A 15,366-nucleotide genomic window follows, 5' to 3' on the forward strand; every position below is an offset into this window, starting at 1 on the left:
ACGTTGTGTGGACAACGGAATCGCGAGAGGGGTGCCTGGATCCGCACCGCGGCGGGACCGGGTGGCGGGGCACCGTAAGGCGCGATGTCCGGCCCCGCGCGGGGTGTGCCTCGGTCGGGTGGGCGTCTTCGCCCGGTGGTGTGCGCCGTGTCGCGGCGGTGGTCCCGCCGTGGTGCTGTGGCGGTGCAGTTCGATTCACCGATGAAGGAGATATGACATGCGAGGACTGATCCTCGGGGCCGTTCTGCTCGCCGCCGGCGCCGCGACGGGCACGGTGGCCGGCACGGCCGGCGCAGCGGTCGAGGCGCCCTCCGCCGCGGTCGCGCGAGCGGCCGAGTTCTACTGCGACGAGATCCGCGAGCAGAGCGACCGGATCGCCGCGAACCACTGCGATCCGGCCCCGTTCGAGGAGATCAACGACATGTTCGTCGTGCGCGACTCCGAGAACGCGTACGAGTGCTGGCACGGCGCGCCGTACCGGGAGAACGGGATCGTCGCGGAGGACTGCGAGCAGATCGGCTGATCCACGAGGACGTGGTCCGGGTCGGCGCGGCGCGGCGCCGGCCTCCCGTCCGGTCAGAAGGCGTAGCGCACCCGCAGGTACGGGGCGTGCCGGTCGATCAGCGCGAGCAGCTCGTCGAGCAGCCCCCGCTTGAGACCCGCCCGGTACCGCACGTTGACCCCGCCGCCCTCGCTGCGCTTGACCTCCTGGAGGTCGGGCCGCCACAGCAGCTCCTCCGCCTTCGGGTGCCAGCGCAGGTTCACCTCGTGCAGCGCCCGGTTGTGCGTCAGCATGATCACCTCGGCGGCCAGCTGCGCCCGGGTCTCCGGCGAGGCGGCGTCGCCCAGCGCCTCCAGCAGCTCGCGCCAGTCGTCCAGCCAGCCGTCGTGCACCACGACCGGGCTGAGGTTGACGTGGACCTCGTAGCCCGCGGCGCGGAAGTCGTCCAGCGCGGCCAGGCGCTCGGCCACGGGACTGGTGCGGATGTCGAGCAGCTTGGCGGTGCGCTCGGGCATCAGGGAGAAGCGCACTCGGGTGCGGCCGCGCGGGTCCCAGTCGAGCAGGTCGCGGTTGACGTGCTTGGTCGCGAACGACGCCTTGGCCGTGGGCAGGTCGCGGAACAGCTCCACCAGGTCGCGCACGTTGTCGCTGACCAGCGCGTCGACCGCGCAGTCCGAGTTCTCCCCGATGTCGTAGACCCACGCGTGGTCGTCGACCTGGTCCGGTTCGGTCAGGGGGCCCTGGCGCGCCACGTGCCTGGCCAGGTAACCGGTGATCTGCTCGATGTTGGCGAACACCGTGATGGGGTTGGAGTAGCCCTTGCGCCGGGGCACGTAGCAGTAGGCGCACGCCATCGCGCACCCGTTGGCCGTGGACGGGGCGATGAAGTGGGCGGACCGGCCGTTGGGCCGGGCGCTGAGCGACTTCTTCACGCCGAGCACGAGCGCCTCCCGCTTGATGCGCACCCAGCGGCGCGCGTTCGCCTCGTCGCCGTGCAGCTCGGGGATCTGCCAGTGGCTCGCCACCTCGACCAGCTCGGCGTCGGGGAAGCGGTCGAGCACCGCGCGCCCGCGGGGCAGTGCGGCGGCGGCGGGCTCCACGTAGATGCGGGTGGGCGAGATCAGCGGTGGTGCGGTCACCCCTCCAGTGTCCGAGCAGGACCGACGAACCCGCACGACGAGCGGCCCCGTGTGCCGGGCCTCACCGCCGTGAGCCGGGCCACCCCCGGGAGTTCCCCGTTACGCGTTGGGGTCGGTGGTCGGGGTGGGATCGGTGGTGGGGCTGCCGGTGGCGGGGTCGGTGGTGGGGCCGCCCGTGGTGGCGTCGCCTGTGGTGGGGCCGCCCGTGGTGGGGCCGCCCGTGGCGGGACTGCCGGTGGCGGGGCTCCCGGTGGTGGCGTCGCCCGGGGCAGGGCTGCCCGTGGCGGGGCTGCCGGTTCGCTGGACGACCGAGCCCAGCGCGTCCAGCGCCTCGGCCCGGGAGGCGTAGATGTCGAGCACCGCCGTGACGCCGGTGACCTCCAGCGGCCGCAGCACGGGCCTGCGGTCGGCCACGACGGCGACCGCCCCGCCCGCCCCGAGCGCCCGCTCGTGGGCCCCTAACAACAGCGACAGGCCCGGCGAGCCGAAGAACACCACCTCGCTCAGGTCCAGGACCAGCAGCGGCGGCCCGGCCCTGAGGGCGTCGTCCACGGCGGCGTGGACAGGCGGCGCGCTGTCCACATCAAGTTCACCCGAAAGAGCGACAACATGAGCATCGCCCGCGCGACCGACGCGCACGTCGAGGTCGAACGGTGGCGGCTCGATGGGCTCGGTCACGGCGTCTCCCGCTGTGGGCTGCGGTGTTCACCCGACGTTCTACCAGTGCCGAGGCGTCGCACAGCAGCCACTATGTCACGGTTGGGCGCGCCCTTGACGATGTACTCGGTGACCCCGGCCGCCCGGATGTCCTCCACGGCGGCCAGGTCGGCGTAAGCCGAGAGCGCCAGGATGCCGGTGCCCGGCGCCAGCCTGCGGATCTCCCGGGCGGCGCGGCCCCCGCCGCCGCCGGGCATCCGGACGTCGAGGACCACGACCGCGGGGACGTGCCGCCTGGTCAGGTCGATGGCCTCGTCGGCGTCGGCGGCGACCCCGACCACCTCCAGGTCCGGTTCGGCGTCCAGGACCTCGCGCAGCGCGTCGCGGATCATGGCGTCGTCGTCGGAGATGACCACGCTGAGCTTGGCGGGCGTCACCGCTCGGCCTCCACCGTCGTCGGTACCCAGAACTGCACCACCGCGCCACCGCCGGGTCGGTCGGTCAGCGACCACCAGCCGCCCGCCGTCTCGGCCCGCTCGCGCATCTCGATGGTGCCGAAGTGCTCCAGGGCGTTGGGGTCGGACAGCCGCCCGACCCCGACGCCGTCGTCGGAGACCTCGACCAGCGTGCCCTCGTCGGCGGAGGACAGGCTGATCTCGACGGTGGTCGCCCGCGCGTGCTTGCGCACGTTGTTGACCGCCTCCTGGCAGATGCGGAAGATCGTGATCGCCGTGTCGGCGGGCGGTTCGTGGTCCAGCGAGTGCCGCAGCCGGTAGTCGATCCCCCACGAGCCGGTCGCGTCGGCGAGGTAGTGGTCCAGCGCCTCGGCCAGGCCGTGCCGCTCGAGTTCCGGGGGCCGCAGCCGGAACACCAGGCCGCGCAGGCGGCCGATGGTCTCCCGGACCGTCTCGTCCAGCCGGTGGACCACGGCGGCGTGCTCGGCGGGCAGGCGGCCGGCCAGCAGCTGGAGCCTCATGCCGACCGCGACCATGGCCTGGATCGAGTCGTCGTGCACGTCCCAGGCGATGCGGCGGCGCTCCAGCTCCTGGGCCTCCACCAGGTGGCCGACCAGCCTGCGCTGCTCGCGCAGCGCCTGCTCGGACCGCCGCCGCTCGGTCAGGTCCCGGGTGACCTTGGCGAACCCGCGCAGCCGGCCCTGGTCGTCGAACAGGGCGGTGATCACCACGTTGGCCCAGAACCGCGAGCCGTCCTTGCGCAGCCGCCAGCCCTCGTCCTCGAACCGACCGACCTCGCCGGCCACCTCCAGCTCGTGCCAGGGCTTGCGCGTGGCCAGGGACTCGGCCGGGTAGAACACCGAGAAGTGCCGGCCGACGATCTCCTCGGCCAGGTAGCCCTTGATGCGCTCCGCGCCAGGGTTCCAGCTCACCACCCGGCCCAGCGGGTCGAGCATGAAGATCGCGTAGTCCACCACGCTCTCGACGAGCAGGCGGTAGTCCTCGACCGGAGGCCGCTCGTAGGGGTCCAGGGGGTGGGGCGGGTCCGCGGTCATGACGACACTGTCCACCACCGGGCCCACCGACCGCACCGGCCACGCCGCCCGGGGTGGGGTGGCGGCGCTCAAGACGCCGTGGCGGGCATCTCGCACCAGACGACCTTGCCACCGGACCGGGGCTCGGTGCCCCAGCACGCCGTCAGCCGCTGGACCAGGGGCACTCCCCAACCCCCGGAGGAGCCGGGGGGACGCGACCTGGGCAGCACGGGGCTGCTGTCCGCGACCTCGATCCGCAGCCCGCGCGCGGCGCCGACCAGCCGGAGCAGCGGGACGCCCGAGGCGTGCCGCAGCGTGTTGGTGACCAGCTCGGAGACCACCAGCACGGCGTCGTCGTGGTCGCCCCGGTAGCCCCAGTCGGCGAGGGTCCTGCGGACGAAGTCGCGGGCCAGCGCCGCCCCACCCCGGCCCGGAGGGGCGCTGAACTCCGCCACCGGGTTCGTCACCGAAACGTCCACGAGGACACCGTGCCGCACGGGCACCGGTCCGCCCAGACGCAGCGGCACCCGGCGAACTGGTGCAGAAGCATCAGTCGAGCAGGCCGTCACGGCGGGCGATGGCCACCGCCTCCAGCTTCGACCTGGCGCCCAGCTTCTCCAGCACCCGCTGGACGTGGTTGCGCACGGTGTTGCGCGCCACGCCCATGCGCTCGCCCATCTCCTCGGTGCTCGCACCCTCCGCGAGCAGGGACAACGCCTCGCGCTCCCGGGTGGTGAGCGCCACGCCCGGCGGGGCCGACCTCCCGGTGAGCTTGTCCAGCACCCCGGCGAGCAGGCCGCCGTCGAACACGACCTCGCCCTCCGCCACCCGCCGCACCGCTTCGGTCAGCTCGTCGAGCCGGGAGGACTTGAGCACCAGGCCGGACGCGCCGGACTCCGCCACCCGGGAGGCCGCCGACACGGTCGCCTCGCCGGTCAGCACCAGCACCCGGGCCCCGAACTCGACGAAGCTCGACACCGCCCGGAGGCCGTCGCCGTCGGGCAGGCGGCGGTCGAGCAGCACCACGTCGGGGCGGTGCCGCCGGACGTCGGCCAGGGCGTCGGTCACGGACCCGGCGGTCGAGACCACCTCGACCTCGTCGGAGTCCTCCCAGGCCAGCCGGATCACCTCGGCCACCAGGTGGTGGTCCTCGACCAGGACCACGCGAACGGGAGCGCGCGGAGCGTCTTGGTGCGGCATGGCGGTGCGGTCCCTACGTAGCCGTGCGGAGCCAGCAGCCCACCCTAGTCGGTCTGCGGCCCGGCCCCCGATCGGCGGCTTGCTGTCGGGGGATGAGCGCTCAGGGGTGGAACGAGCCGGAGGTGTCGGCGGTCGAGGAGCCGCGGGTGGCGGCGTGCACGCTGCCGACGGCGGAGCGGCCGCTGCGGTTGGCGGAGTTCGACGGGCCGGCGGCGCGGGCGGGGGTGGATCGCGCGGGCCGGTGAGCGCGGGCCGGTGCTCACGGGCCGGTGCTCACGGGCCGGTGAGCACCGGCACCGGCCGTTACCGCGCCCGGGGCAGCTTGGCGGGCGCCACGACGATGTCCACCCGCCGCACCCGGTCGCCGGCGGCGGTGATCGAGCAGACGAAGCGCGTCGTGCCGTCCGCCCGCAGCACGGCGAACCCCGGACCGCCGTTGACCGCCAGCGGCACCAGGCGCTCGTCGGCGGCGACCTTGCGGCGCACGCCGAGCACGAAGCGCGCCACGTGGTCGGGCCCGTGCACCGGGCGGCGCGCCACGCCGAGCAGGCCGCCGCCGTCGCTGGTGAGCACCACGTCCGGGTCCAGCAGGCCGACCAGCGCGGCCAGGTCGCCGCCCTCGACCGCGCCGAGGAAGGCGTCCACCACCCGGCGGTGCTCGGGCGCGGCCACGTCCACGCGGGGCGCGCCGGCCGTGACGTGCGCCCTGGCCCGCACCGCCAGCTGCCGCACGGCGGCGGGGCCGCGCCCCACCACCGCGGCGATCTCCGGGAACGACATGCCGAAGACCTCGTGCAGGACCCACGTGGTGCGCTCGGCCGGGGTGAGCGTCTCCAGCACGACCATCAGCGCGTAGCTCACGGTGTCGTCCAGGGTCACGCGCTCGGCCGGGTCTGGCGAGCCGGGGTCGACCAGCGGTTCGGGCAGCCACGGCCCGACGTACTCCTCCCGCCGCACGCGCGCCGACCTCAGCACGTCCACCGCCCGCCGGGCCACCGCCACGACCGCCCACGCCTCCACGTCGAGGACGCGCTCCCGCGCGTCGGCGTCGGCCAGCTTCAGCCAGCAGTCCGAGACGACGTCCTGCGCCTCGGCCAGGGTGCCGACGATGGAGTAGGCGACCCCGACCAGCCGGGGCCGCACGCGGGTGTACTCGGCGGCCAGCTCGGCGACGCGGCTCACGCCCCCACCGAGTCCAGGTACTCGGCCCAGGTCCGCCCGCCCCCGGTGTACTCGCCCCGGGGGGTCAGGCCGCCGGTGGCCAGCCCGGCGGGCCCGCCCTCGGCCTCCTCCACCCGCAGGTCGTCGCCGCGCCGGGCGACCAGCTGCCGGGCCATGTCCACCACCCGCAGCCGCTCGGGCCCGGCGATGGGCAGCACGAACCCCCGCGGCTCACCGGCGGCGAGCTCGACCAGCCGGCCCGCGACGTCCTCGGTGGCCACCGGCTGCGACAGCATGGCGGGCACCCGCGCCACCGGTCCGCTCGCCTGCGCCAGCACCTGCCCGGCGAACTCGAAGAACTGCGTGGCCTTCAGCACCGTCCACGGCACCCGCCCGGCCGCGACCAGGGCCTCCTGGCGGCGCTTGCCGAAGTAGTAGTCCAGGTCGACCTCGTCGGCGCCGACGATCGACAGCACCACCAGGTGCCGCACGCCCGCCCGTTCGGCCGAGTCGAGCAGGTGGGTGGTGGCCGAGGTGAAGAACCGCTCCGCCTCCTCGCGCGTCCACGCCGGACCGTTGGAGACGTCGATCACCGCCTCGCACCCCGCCAGCGCCTCGTCCAGGCCCTCCCCCGTGGTCAGGTCGGCGGTGGACCGGCTGATCACCACGGCCTCGTGCCCGGCCCGCGCGACCTCCTCGACGACCTTGCGCCCGACAACTCCGGTGCCACCCGCAACCGCGATCTTCATCCCCGCGTCCCAACGATCGTGCGAATTCCGTCATCACCAGGACGATCCGGCCCGACGAACTGTGACATCCCCGGCGGCGTCCCGCCCCGACCGGGCGTGAAGATCCTCCTGGCAGGACTGTTGGCCCTGGTCACGGGCTGTGCCACGACCGTAACGGGCTCGGGCGCCGCAGTCAGGACCACGACCGGTGAAGCCACGACCACGACCACGAGCACCGCCGAGCCGGACGAGCCGACGCCCGTGGAGCTGCCCGAGATCGACGAGGGCGCCCCGGCCCGCTACTGCGACCAGCCGTTCCCGGGCGCCCTGGGCAAACCGATGCTGGCCGTCGTGGTCGAGACCCCGTCCGGCCGCCTGGACTGCGACGGGGCGGCCGCCGTCCTCGTCGACTACTACGCCGAGCGCCACGACCCGACCCCCGGCCTGCCGCCGCTGGTGGTCGCCGCGATGACGTGCAACCAGGTGCCGGAACCGGCGCTGCCGCAGGTGGTGTGCGCGGACGGGGACGACGTCGTCTACTCCATGTGGCCGCAGACCTGAGGTGCCGGGGCCGCCGGCGCACGGGTCGCACCGGGCGCGGCGATCACCCCACGCGCCCCATCCACCAGTTGCCGGGCGCGGACGGGTCCGTGCTCGACCAGAACTCCACGCACGCGCGCGTGAACTCCTCGGCGGTCAGGCGGCCGTCGCCGTCCGTGTCGAGGTGCTCGAACGCCTCCGCGGCCTCGGCCTCGCTCAGGCCGGGGAAGTGGCCGCGCTGGAAGACCAGGAACTCGGCGGGGCTCAGGCTGCCGTCGGCGTCGACGTCGGCGACGGCCAGGAACGCCTCGGCCAGCGCGCCGATGGTCGACCTGGCGGCCCCCGGGTCGTCGGAGAGGGAGCCGGTGGAGGTGAGGAACTGCTCGCGCGAGATGGTCGTGCCACCGCCGGGGACGTGCGGCAGGTGCAGGTCGTGCCAGATCCTCAGGTAGGCGTCGACGATGCGCTGCTCCTGCGGCGACCCGGGCGCGTGCCCGAGGGCCTCGGCCGCCCGCTTGCCCATCAGGACGTGGTCCTGCTCGCCGAGGAACCCGTCCCCGTCGACGTCCAGGTGGTCGAAGCCGTGGTTGATCTTGGCCTTGAGCAGGTCGGTGAGAGGCACGAACCCTCCGTACGCGGTCGGTGACGCGGGCGGCACACAGGATGGTGGCGCCGGGGAGGGGCGGGCAAGGGCTGGGCGGGGATACCGCACGACCGGACCGCCGGTGTCCACCATCGGGGGATGGACGGGCCGCCGAACCGCGGTCGGCGCCGGCCCGTGGACTACCGTGCCGCTCGTGGACGACTGGCTGGCCGACACCCGCACCTCGTACGACACGGTCGCGGTCGCCTACGCCGACCAGGTGCGCGGGGCCATCGCCGAGCGCCGGTACCTCCGGACGGCCCTGGCGTTGTTCGCCGAGGACGTTCGGGAGGCCGGCGGCGGACCGGTGGCCGACGTCGGCTGCGGTTCCGGGGAGGTCACCGCCCACCTGGGCGGACTCGGGCTCGACGCCTTCGGGATCGACCTCTCCCCCGGCATGGTCGACGTGGCCCGGCGAGCCCACCCCGGCCTGCGGTTCGAGGTGGGCTCGATGACGGAGCTGGACCTGCCCGCCGCCTCGGTGGCCGGGCTGGTGGCCTGGCAGTCGCTGATCCACGTGCCCGACGACCTGGTGCCGACCGTGTTCGGGCACTTCCACCGGGCGCTGCGGCCGGGCGGCCCGCTGCACCTGCTGTTCCACGTCGGCGACGAGACCCGGCTGAAGACCGCGGGTTACGGCGGCCACCCGATGAAGGTCCACGTCCACCGCCGCCGGCCCGAGCGGGTGGCGACCTGGCTGCGCGAGGCCGGTTTCGAGGTGGAGGCCCAGTTGCTGCTCGACCCGGAGGGGGAAGCCCCGCAGGCGTTCCTCTTCGCGCGCCGCGGGTGATGGCGGACCCGTCGACCCGAGGACTGTCCCGCCCGGCGGGACGCGTTTTTCCTTTCCCCCCACCAGTGTGACGCCGGTTCCTTGACACCTCCCCCGGAAGTGCGGTTCGCTCGGCTTCGCGAAACGATCAGCCAGGGGGGGCGACGACGTGGAGCCGGCTTCCGCGGTGCCGGACGTGACCCGCGCGTCGCGGCCCGGTGCGCGACCGGTGACGCGCGGATGATCACGGTCCTGGCGGCGGTCGCGTTCTGGGTCGGGCAGCTGGGCCTGGAGCGGGCGTGGGCGCACACGGACGGGTCCGGCGTGACCGTGGCCGTGCTGGACACCGGGGTGGACCCCGACCACGCCGACCTCGCCGGGGTGGTGCTGCCCGGGGCGGAGTTCCCCGACCTCGGTTCCGGGGCCCGGGACGCCTCGGGGCACGGCACGTCCGTCGCCGCGCTGATCGCGGGGCGGTCGGGGGTGGCCCCCGGCGCGCGGGTGCTGCCGGTGAAGGTGACCGGGGGCAGCGCGGACGCCACCGAGGCGCTGAAGTGGGCGGTCGACCGCGGGGCGCGGGTGGTGAACCTGTCGCTCGGCGGCGGGGCCGGGTCGTTCGACGAGGGCCTGCGGTACGCCGCCGAGCACGACGTGGTCGTGGTGGTCGCGGCGGGCAACACCGGGACGGACGCCGGGGTCACGGCGTTGGCGCGCGGCGAGCACGTGGTGGCCGTGTCCGCAGTGGACCGCGAGGGGCGGTTCCGGGAGGACGTGAGCGTGTCCGGGCCGGAGGTCGTGCTGGCCGCGCCCGGTGTGGACGTGCCCACCTCGCGCGGCGAGCGCAGCGGCACCAGCTACGCGGCGGCCCTGGTGTCCGGGGCGGTGGCGCTGGTGCGGGCGGAGCACCCGGACCTGGACGCCGTCGAGGTGGTGGAGCTGCTGACGTCCACCGCGCGGGACGCCGGGCCGCCGGGCCGCGACCCGGAGTACGGGTTCGGCGTGGTCGACCCGGCGCGGGCGCTGGAGGAGGGTCCGCCACGGGGCGGCGGGGTGTGGTGGTGGTCGGCGGTGGCGCTGGTGCCGCTGGGGGTGTGGGCGGGCCGGCGTGCCCGTGGGCGCGGCACCCGGTGATCCCGCGGATCACCCGGAGTTCTCCCGGAACGAGCCGGTCGGGCTGCCCTCGGCGTCCGGGTCCGCCTACCGGGTCAGGGTTCACCACCTGTGAGGGGGAGATCCTGGAACCAGGCGTCCACCGACACGCAGGAGCCATCATGACCGCCTCGTCCAGCTCGCTCCGCCTCCGCACCCTCGATGGCCTGCACCTCCAGGGCACCCTGGTGCTGCCCGAAGCCCCGGCTGAGCACGCCGTCGTCCTGGTGCACAGCGGCGGCGTGACGCGAGGAGGGCGGCTTCTTCACGCGCCTGGCGGCCGGTCTGGCTGACACAGGCGTGGCGTCACTGCGCTACGACCTCCGCGGGCACGGTGAGAGCGACGGTCGTCCCGAGGAGTCTTCACTGGCGGCCGGTCACGGTCATCGGCGCATCGCCTTCCTCGGCGACCGCCAGACGCTGTGGACCAGCCAGGAGCGCTACACCGGCTACGTCGAAGGGCTCGCCCACACCGGCCTGACCCTGCGCGCGGAACTCGTCCGCACCGACCTGCACGGCCCCGACGCCGCCGAAGCCGCCACCGCCGCCCTGCTCGACCTCGACGAGCCGCCGACCGCGCTGTTCACCGCGCAGAACCTGGTCACCGTCGGCGCGATGCGCGCCCTGCGCGACCGCGACCTGCACCGCTCGGTCGCGCTCATCGGCTTCGACGACTTCCCCCTGGCCGACATGCTCGAACCCGGCGTCACCGTCCTGCGCCAGGACGTCCCCGCCCTCGGCCGCAAGGCCGCGGAACTGATCTTCGCCCGCATCGGCGGCGACCAGTCGCCGCCGACGCACGCCGTCGTCCCGGCCACCCTCGTGGCGCGCGGTTCGGGCGAGCTCCCACCGACGCACGACCGGACCGGCGCCGTCGCGCAGCGGGCGCGGTGACGCCGAGTTCGCAGCCCCTGTCGGACACGGGTGCGTAACAGGTCGTTGACAGCCGCTTCATCCTGATGAATCCTTCACCGCACCAAGTGCCCAAACGATTTGGCAGGTTGCGGTGAAGCGCATCGGGATCAAGGACGTGGCGGCAGCGGCCGGTGTTTCCGCGACCACGGTCTCCCACATCCTCAACGAGGTCGAGGGCAAGCGGATCAACCCCGAAACCCGGGCCACCGTGATCCGGGTGGCCCGTGATCTGGGGTATCGCCCGAACAGCCTGGCGCGGGGGCTGCGGACCAGCCGCACCTACACGGTGGGCTTCATCGGCGACGAGATCGCCACGACCCCCCACGCGGGACAGATCATCCAGGGCGCCCAGGACGCGGGCACCGAGCGGGGGCTGCTGCTGCTCATGCTCAACACCGGCGGCGACCCGGAGCTGGAGCGCAAGGCGATCACCCTGCTGGTGCAGCACGGCGTCGACGGCATCCTCTACGCGTCGATGTACCACCGGGTCGTGCAGGTGCCGCCCCCACTGCGGTCGGTGCCGACGATCCTGGTGGACGCGAGCGCGCAGGACTCCGCGGTGCCCTCGGTCGTGCCCGACGAGGAGCAGGGCGGTTTGACGGCAACCCGGGAGCTCCTCGCGCACGGTCATCGCCGGATCGGGTTCGTCACCAACACCGACGACATCCCCGCCTCGCGGGGCAGGCTCGCCGGGTACCGGGCCGCGCTGGCCGAGGGGGGCATCGGGTTCGACCCCGCGCTGGTCGTCGCCGACCGCTCGGACGCGCCCGGCGGCCACCGCGCGGCCCGCGCCCTGCTCGCGTCCGCGAACAGGCCCACGGCGCTGTTCTGCTTCAACGACCGCATGGCGATGGGCGCCTACCGCGCGGCGGCCGAACTCGGTCTCGCGATCCCGGCGGACGTGTCCGTGATCGGCTTCGACAACCAGGAGTTGATCAGCGAGAACCTCCACCCCGCCCTGAGCACCGTCGCCCTGCCCCACTACGGGATGGGGGCACGGGCGATAGAGCTCCTGCAAGCCCTCATCGACACGCCCGACACCGCCGGCCCCGCGCTCCAGGAGGTACTGCACTGCCCCCTGGTGGCCAGGGATTCGATCGCCCCGCCGCCCCGGTCTTGACCACCGGGACAGCGGGGTGACCACGAGTGGGCGACCGTTCGCACCGGCCGCCCGACGAGAACCGACCCAGCACGATGGAGGAACCATGAACGCGCGGACCAGACGTCTCGTCGCGGCGAGTCTAGCGGCCGTGACCACGGCGGCCGCACTCACCGGCTGCGGCACCGGAGGTGGTGGATCGGGCGCCGGGGACGGCGTGCTGAAGCTGTGGACCCACAACGCGGGCAACGCCGCCGAGTACGACGTCGTCGAGAAGGTGGTCAACGACTTCAACGCGAGCCAGACGACGTACGAGGTCGAGATCGAGGCGTTCCCCCAGGGCTCCTACAACGACGCGGTCGTCGCCTCCTCCTCGTCGAAGAAGCTGCCCTGCATCCTCGACGTGGACGGCCCCAACGTGCCCAACTGGGCCTGGGGCGGGTACCTGGCCCCGTTGGAGCTCTCGGGCGGCGAGGTCCCCCTGGACGACCAGCTGCCCAGCACCGTGGGCAAGTACCGGGACAAGGTCTACGCCTTCGGCTTCTACGACGTGGCGCTGACGATGTTCGCCCGCAAGTCGGTGCTCGACGAACACGGCATCCGCATCCCGACCCCCGAGCAGCCGTGGACCCGGGCGGAGTTCGCCTCGGCGCTGGCCGCCCTCAAGGCGGGCGGCAAGTTCGAGTACCCGCTGGAGATGGGCACCGGGGGCAGCGGCGAGTGGTGGCCCTACGCCTATTCGCCGCAGTTGCAGAGCTTCGGCGGCGACCTGGTCGACCGTTCCTCCTACAGGACCGCCGAGGGCGCGCTCAACGGCCCCGAGGCGCTGGACTGGGCGAAGTGGTTCCGCTCCCTGGTCACCGACGGGTACATGGCGCAGAAGTCGGGCTCCAGCCCCAACGACGACTTCCTCAACGGCAAGTCCGCCATCCAGTGGGACGGCAGCTGGGACGCGGCCAAGAACGTCGAGAAGCTGGGAGACGACCTGCTGATCCTGCCGCCGGTGGACTTCGGCAACGGGCCGAAGATCGGCGGCGCCTCCTGGCAGTGGGCCATGAGCGCCACCTGCGCGCAGCCGGGGGGTGCACGCGCATTCCTGGAGTTCACCCGCAAGACGGAGTACTTCCTGGAGTTCGCCAAGGCGACCGGCACCATCCCCGCCACCGACGCCGCCGCGGCGCAGATCCCCGGCTACGAGCCCGGTGGCCGGTACGAAACCCTCGTCCGGTCCGCCCGCGACCTCGCGGTGGTGCGTCCCGTGACGCCCGCCTACCCCTACATCGCGTCGGTGTTCGAGAAGACCGCCAAGGACGTCGTCGCGGGCGCCGAGCCGAAACCCGCCCTGGACGAGGCGGTCAAGCAGATCGACGCCAACCTCAAGCTGAACAACTTCTACGCCGACTGACGGCTCCACCTCGCCCGCCTGGTGGAGACCGACCGTCTCCACCGGGCGCGCCCGTTCCGCCCGGAGGTCTCGTGACCGCCGCTGTTCCCCTCCGCGCGCGCCTGCGACGCGCCCGCGGCAGCACGCTCGGCGCCGCCCGCCGCAGGGAGGGCATCACCGCCCTCGGCATGGCCGGCCCCGCGGTCCTGCTGCTGCTCGTCTTCTTCGTCATCCCGGTCTGCCTGGCCTTCGCCCTGGCCTTCACCAGCGCCCGCCTGATCTCACCGACCCCGGCCCGGTTCGTGGGTCTGCGCAACTTCGCGATGCTCCTGGAGGACCCGGTCTTCCTCCGCTCACTGCTCAACACGTTCACCTTCGCGGCCGTCGTGGTGCCCGTCCAGGCGGGGCTCGCCCTCGGCCTGGCCCTGCTGGTCAACGGCCGGTTCCGGGGCACGAACTTCTTCCGCACCGTCTACTTCATCCCGGTGGTCACCTCCATGGTGGTGGTGTCCATCGTGTGGACGTTCCTCTACCGGCAGGACGGCCTGCTCAACCGGATCATCGAGGGGGTCACGTTCGGCCTGGTCCAGGGACCGGACTGGCTCAACGACCCGTCCACGTCGCTGGCCGCGATCGTGTTCATGTCCGTCTGGCAGGGCGCGGGCTTCCACATGATCATCTGGTTGTCCGGCCTCCAGACCATCCCGGCCGACCTGTACGAGGCCGCGTCCATCGACGGCGTGGGCCGGTGGTCGCGGTTCCGGTTCGTGACCTGGCCAGGGCTGCGAGCGACCCGCACCTTCGTGCTGATCACCATCACCATCTCGGCGTTCAGCCTGTTCACGCAGGTCAACGTGATGACCCAAGGAGGGCCGCTGGACTCGACCACCACGGTGGTCTACCAGGCCGTGCGCAGCGGCTACCAGCAGCAGCAGACCGCGTACGCCTCGGCGATCTCCCTGGTGTTCTTCGTGCTGGTGCTGATCGTCTCGCTCGTCCAGCGCTACCTGACCAGGGAGAAGGACTGACATGACGCCCAGGTCCCCCCGATCGCCTGCCACCTCCGCTCCCCCGACGGCGGCGCGGAGGCTCACCGGTCACGCCCTGCGGCTCGTGCTCGCGCTGTTCTTCGCGTTCCCCGTGGTGTTCATGCTGGTCTCGTCGTTCAAGCCGGACCAGCAGATCTTCGGCGACCTCGGCAGCCCCCGGGCGTTCCTGCCGGTCGGCAGCCTGTCGCTGGAGAACTACACCGCCGTGTTCGACCGCGTGCCGGCGGTCCGGTTCCTGCTCAACTCCCTCGGCGTCTCCGCGATCACGATCCTCTTGGGCCTCCTGGTCAACAGCCTGGCGGCCTTCGCCCTGTCCAGGATGCGCTGGCCCGGTCGCAAGCTCCTGCTCACGGTCATCATCGCCACCCTGATCGTGCCGTTCGAGACCTTCGCGCTGCCGATGGTGTGGTGGGTGAACAAGCTGCCCTGGCTGGAGTTGAACGGGTTCAGCCTCACCCTCACCGAAGGGTGGCTGGACACCTACCGGGTGCAGGTCCTGCCCTTCGTCGCGAACGCGTTCTCGATCTTCCTGTTCCACCAGTACTTCCAGAGCATCCCCAAGGAGCTCGACGAGGCCGCGCTGATCGACGGCGCGGGGTGGTTCGGCATCTACCGGCGGATCGTCATGCCGCTGTCCGGCCCGGCCATCGCGACCGTGGCGATCCTGACCTTCCTGCCCGCGTGGAACTCCTACCTGTGGCCGCTCATGGTCGTGCAGGACGAGGAACTGCGCCCGGTCATGGTCGGCATCCAGTACTTCTTCCAGCTCAACGTCTCCTGGGGGCAGATCATGGCGTACTCGTCGATGATCACCGTTCCCGTGCTCGCGCTGTTCCTCGCCTTCCAGCGGTCGTTCATCAACAGCATCGCCTCCAGCGGCGTCAAGGGCTGACGAGCCGCTCCTCCTCCGCCGCGCCCGGCGACTCCGGCGCGGCCCTTCAG

Annotated in this window: 19 protein-coding genes; 10 read left to right on the forward strand and 9 right to left on the reverse strand. The window is 73.0% G+C overall.

Annotated features, from left to right (window positions below; translation table 11 throughout):
* Positions 1–217 precede the first annotated feature (217 nt).
* Positions 218–523 carry a hypothetical protein gene (locus Q5530_RS27345; protein WP_415365658.1) on the forward strand — a complete coding sequence of 102 codons (306 nt, stop codon included), beginning with the start codon at positions 218–220 and terminating at the stop codon, positions 521–523.
* A gap of 53 nt (positions 524–576) precedes the next feature.
* On the opposite strand, the gene Q5530_RS27350 is transcribed toward Q5530_RS27345, so the two are convergent.
* The 6 genes from Q5530_RS27350 to Q5530_RS27375 all read right to left on the reverse strand — a co-directional run bounded on the left by Q5530_RS27350 (position 577) and on the right by Q5530_RS27375 (position 4,987).
* Positions 577–1,641 carry a spore photoproduct lyase family protein gene (locus Q5530_RS27350; protein WP_380631478.1) on the reverse strand — a complete coding sequence of 355 codons (1,065 nt, stop codon included), beginning with the start codon at positions 1,639–1,641 and terminating at the stop codon, positions 577–579.
* 99 nt (positions 1,642–1,740) lie between these two features.
* Entirely contained in the window at positions 1,741–2,319 is a 579-nt protein-coding gene (locus Q5530_RS27355; RefSeq protein WP_415365661.1) for an STAS domain-containing protein, read from the reverse strand.
* Positions 2,316–2,735, reverse strand: coding sequence for a response regulator transcription factor (locus Q5530_RS27360; protein WP_415365663.1), 420 nt, complete (start codon positions 2,733–2,735; stop codon positions 2,316–2,318). The genes Q5530_RS27355 and Q5530_RS27360 overlap by 4 nt, the downstream gene beginning before the upstream one ends.
* On the reverse strand, positions 2,732–3,808 hold the full coding sequence (locus tag Q5530_RS27365) for a PAS domain S-box protein (protein ID WP_415365665.1): 1,077 nt from the start codon (positions 3,806–3,808) through the stop codon (positions 2,732–2,734). Before Q5530_RS27365 ends, Q5530_RS27360 begins: the two co-directional genes overlap by 4 nt.
* Positions 3,809–3,876: 68 nt before the next feature.
* Positions 3,877–4,266 carry an ATP-binding protein gene (locus Q5530_RS27370; protein WP_415365667.1) on the reverse strand — a complete coding sequence of 130 codons (390 nt, stop codon included), beginning with the start codon at positions 4,264–4,266 and terminating at the stop codon, positions 3,877–3,879.
* A gap of 70 nt (positions 4,267–4,336) precedes the next feature.
* Positions 4,337–4,987, reverse strand: a complete 651-nt coding sequence (locus Q5530_RS27375) for a response regulator (RefSeq protein WP_415365668.1) — start codon at positions 4,985–4,987, stop codon at positions 4,337–4,339.
* Between the two features lie 92 nt (positions 4,988–5,079).
* Here Q5530_RS27375 and Q5530_RS27380 point away from each other — a divergent pair, with 92 nt between their 5' ends.
* Positions 5,080–5,232: a hypothetical protein gene (locus Q5530_RS27380; RefSeq protein WP_415365670.1), complete on the forward strand. Its 153-nt coding sequence runs from the start codon at positions 5,080–5,082 to the stop codon at positions 5,230–5,232.
* A gap of 58 nt (positions 5,233–5,290) precedes the next feature.
* Here the strand turns inward: Q5530_RS27380 and sigJ are convergent, their stop codons facing one another.
* Entirely contained in the window at positions 5,291–6,169 is an 879-nt protein-coding gene (gene sigJ, locus Q5530_RS27385; protein ID WP_415365671.1) for an RNA polymerase sigma factor SigJ, read from the reverse strand.
* Complete coding sequence (locus Q5530_RS27390) at positions 6,166–6,897, reverse strand: SDR family oxidoreductase (protein ID WP_415365673.1); 732 nt, start codon at positions 6,895–6,897, stop codon at positions 6,166–6,168. Before Q5530_RS27390 ends, sigJ begins: the two co-directional genes overlap by 4 nt.
* A gap of 96 nt (positions 6,898–6,993) precedes the next feature.
* Between Q5530_RS27390 and Q5530_RS27395 the strand changes: the two genes are divergently transcribed.
* Positions 6,994–7,437 carry a hypothetical protein gene (locus tag Q5530_RS27395; RefSeq protein ID WP_415365675.1) on the forward strand — a complete coding sequence of 148 codons (444 nt, stop codon included), beginning with the start codon at positions 6,994–6,996 and terminating at the stop codon, positions 7,435–7,437.
* 43 nt (positions 7,438–7,480) lie between these two features.
* Here the strand turns inward: Q5530_RS27395 and Q5530_RS27400 are convergent, their stop codons facing one another.
* Positions 7,481–8,038 carry an EF-hand domain-containing protein gene (locus tag Q5530_RS27400; RefSeq protein ID WP_415365677.1) on the reverse strand — a complete coding sequence of 186 codons (558 nt, stop codon included), beginning with the start codon at positions 8,036–8,038 and terminating at the stop codon, positions 7,481–7,483.
* 166 nt (positions 8,039–8,204) lie between these two features.
* Here Q5530_RS27400 and Q5530_RS27405 point away from each other — a divergent pair, with 166 nt between their 5' ends.
* From Q5530_RS27405 to Q5530_RS27435, 7 genes are all read left to right on the forward strand, one after another.
* Positions 8,205–8,849 carry a class I SAM-dependent DNA methyltransferase gene (locus Q5530_RS27405; RefSeq protein ID WP_415365679.1) on the forward strand — a complete coding sequence of 215 codons (645 nt, stop codon included), beginning with the start codon at positions 8,205–8,207 and terminating at the stop codon, positions 8,847–8,849.
* Positions 8,850–9,068: 219 nt separating this feature from the next.
* Positions 9,069–9,959 carry a S8 family serine peptidase gene (locus Q5530_RS27410; RefSeq protein WP_415365680.1) on the forward strand — a complete coding sequence of 297 codons (891 nt, stop codon included), beginning with the start codon at positions 9,069–9,071 and terminating at the stop codon, positions 9,957–9,959.
* A gap of 318 nt (positions 9,960–10,277) precedes the next feature.
* Positions 10,278–10,871, forward strand: coding sequence for a substrate-binding domain-containing protein (locus Q5530_RS27415; RefSeq protein WP_415365681.1), 594 nt, complete (start codon positions 10,278–10,280; stop codon positions 10,869–10,871).
* A gap of 112 nt (positions 10,872–10,983) precedes the next feature.
* On the forward strand, positions 10,984–12,012 hold the full coding sequence (locus Q5530_RS27420) for a LacI family DNA-binding transcriptional regulator (protein ID WP_415365682.1): 1,029 nt from the start codon (positions 10,984–10,986) through the stop codon (positions 12,010–12,012).
* 130 nt (positions 12,013–12,142) lie between these two features.
* On the forward strand, positions 12,143–13,396 hold the full coding sequence (locus Q5530_RS27425) for an extracellular solute-binding protein (protein WP_415365683.1): 1,254 nt from the start codon (positions 12,143–12,145) through the stop codon (positions 13,394–13,396).
* Between the two features lie 71 nt (positions 13,397–13,467).
* Positions 13,468–14,403, forward strand: a complete 936-nt coding sequence (locus Q5530_RS27430) for a carbohydrate ABC transporter permease (RefSeq protein WP_415365684.1) — start codon at positions 13,468–13,470, stop codon at positions 14,401–14,403.
* A gap of 1 nt (position 14,404) precedes the next feature.
* Positions 14,405–15,316, forward strand: a complete 912-nt coding sequence (locus Q5530_RS27435; protein ID WP_415365685.1) for a carbohydrate ABC transporter permease — start codon at positions 14,405–14,407, stop codon at positions 15,314–15,316.
* Positions 15,317–15,366: the final 50 nt, after the last annotated feature.

This window comes from Saccharothrix sp. BKS2, from assembly GCF_047689505.1.
Taxonomy (GTDB): Bacteria; Actinomycetota; Actinomycetes; order Mycobacteriales; family Pseudonocardiaceae; genus Actinosynnema; species Actinosynnema lopnurensis.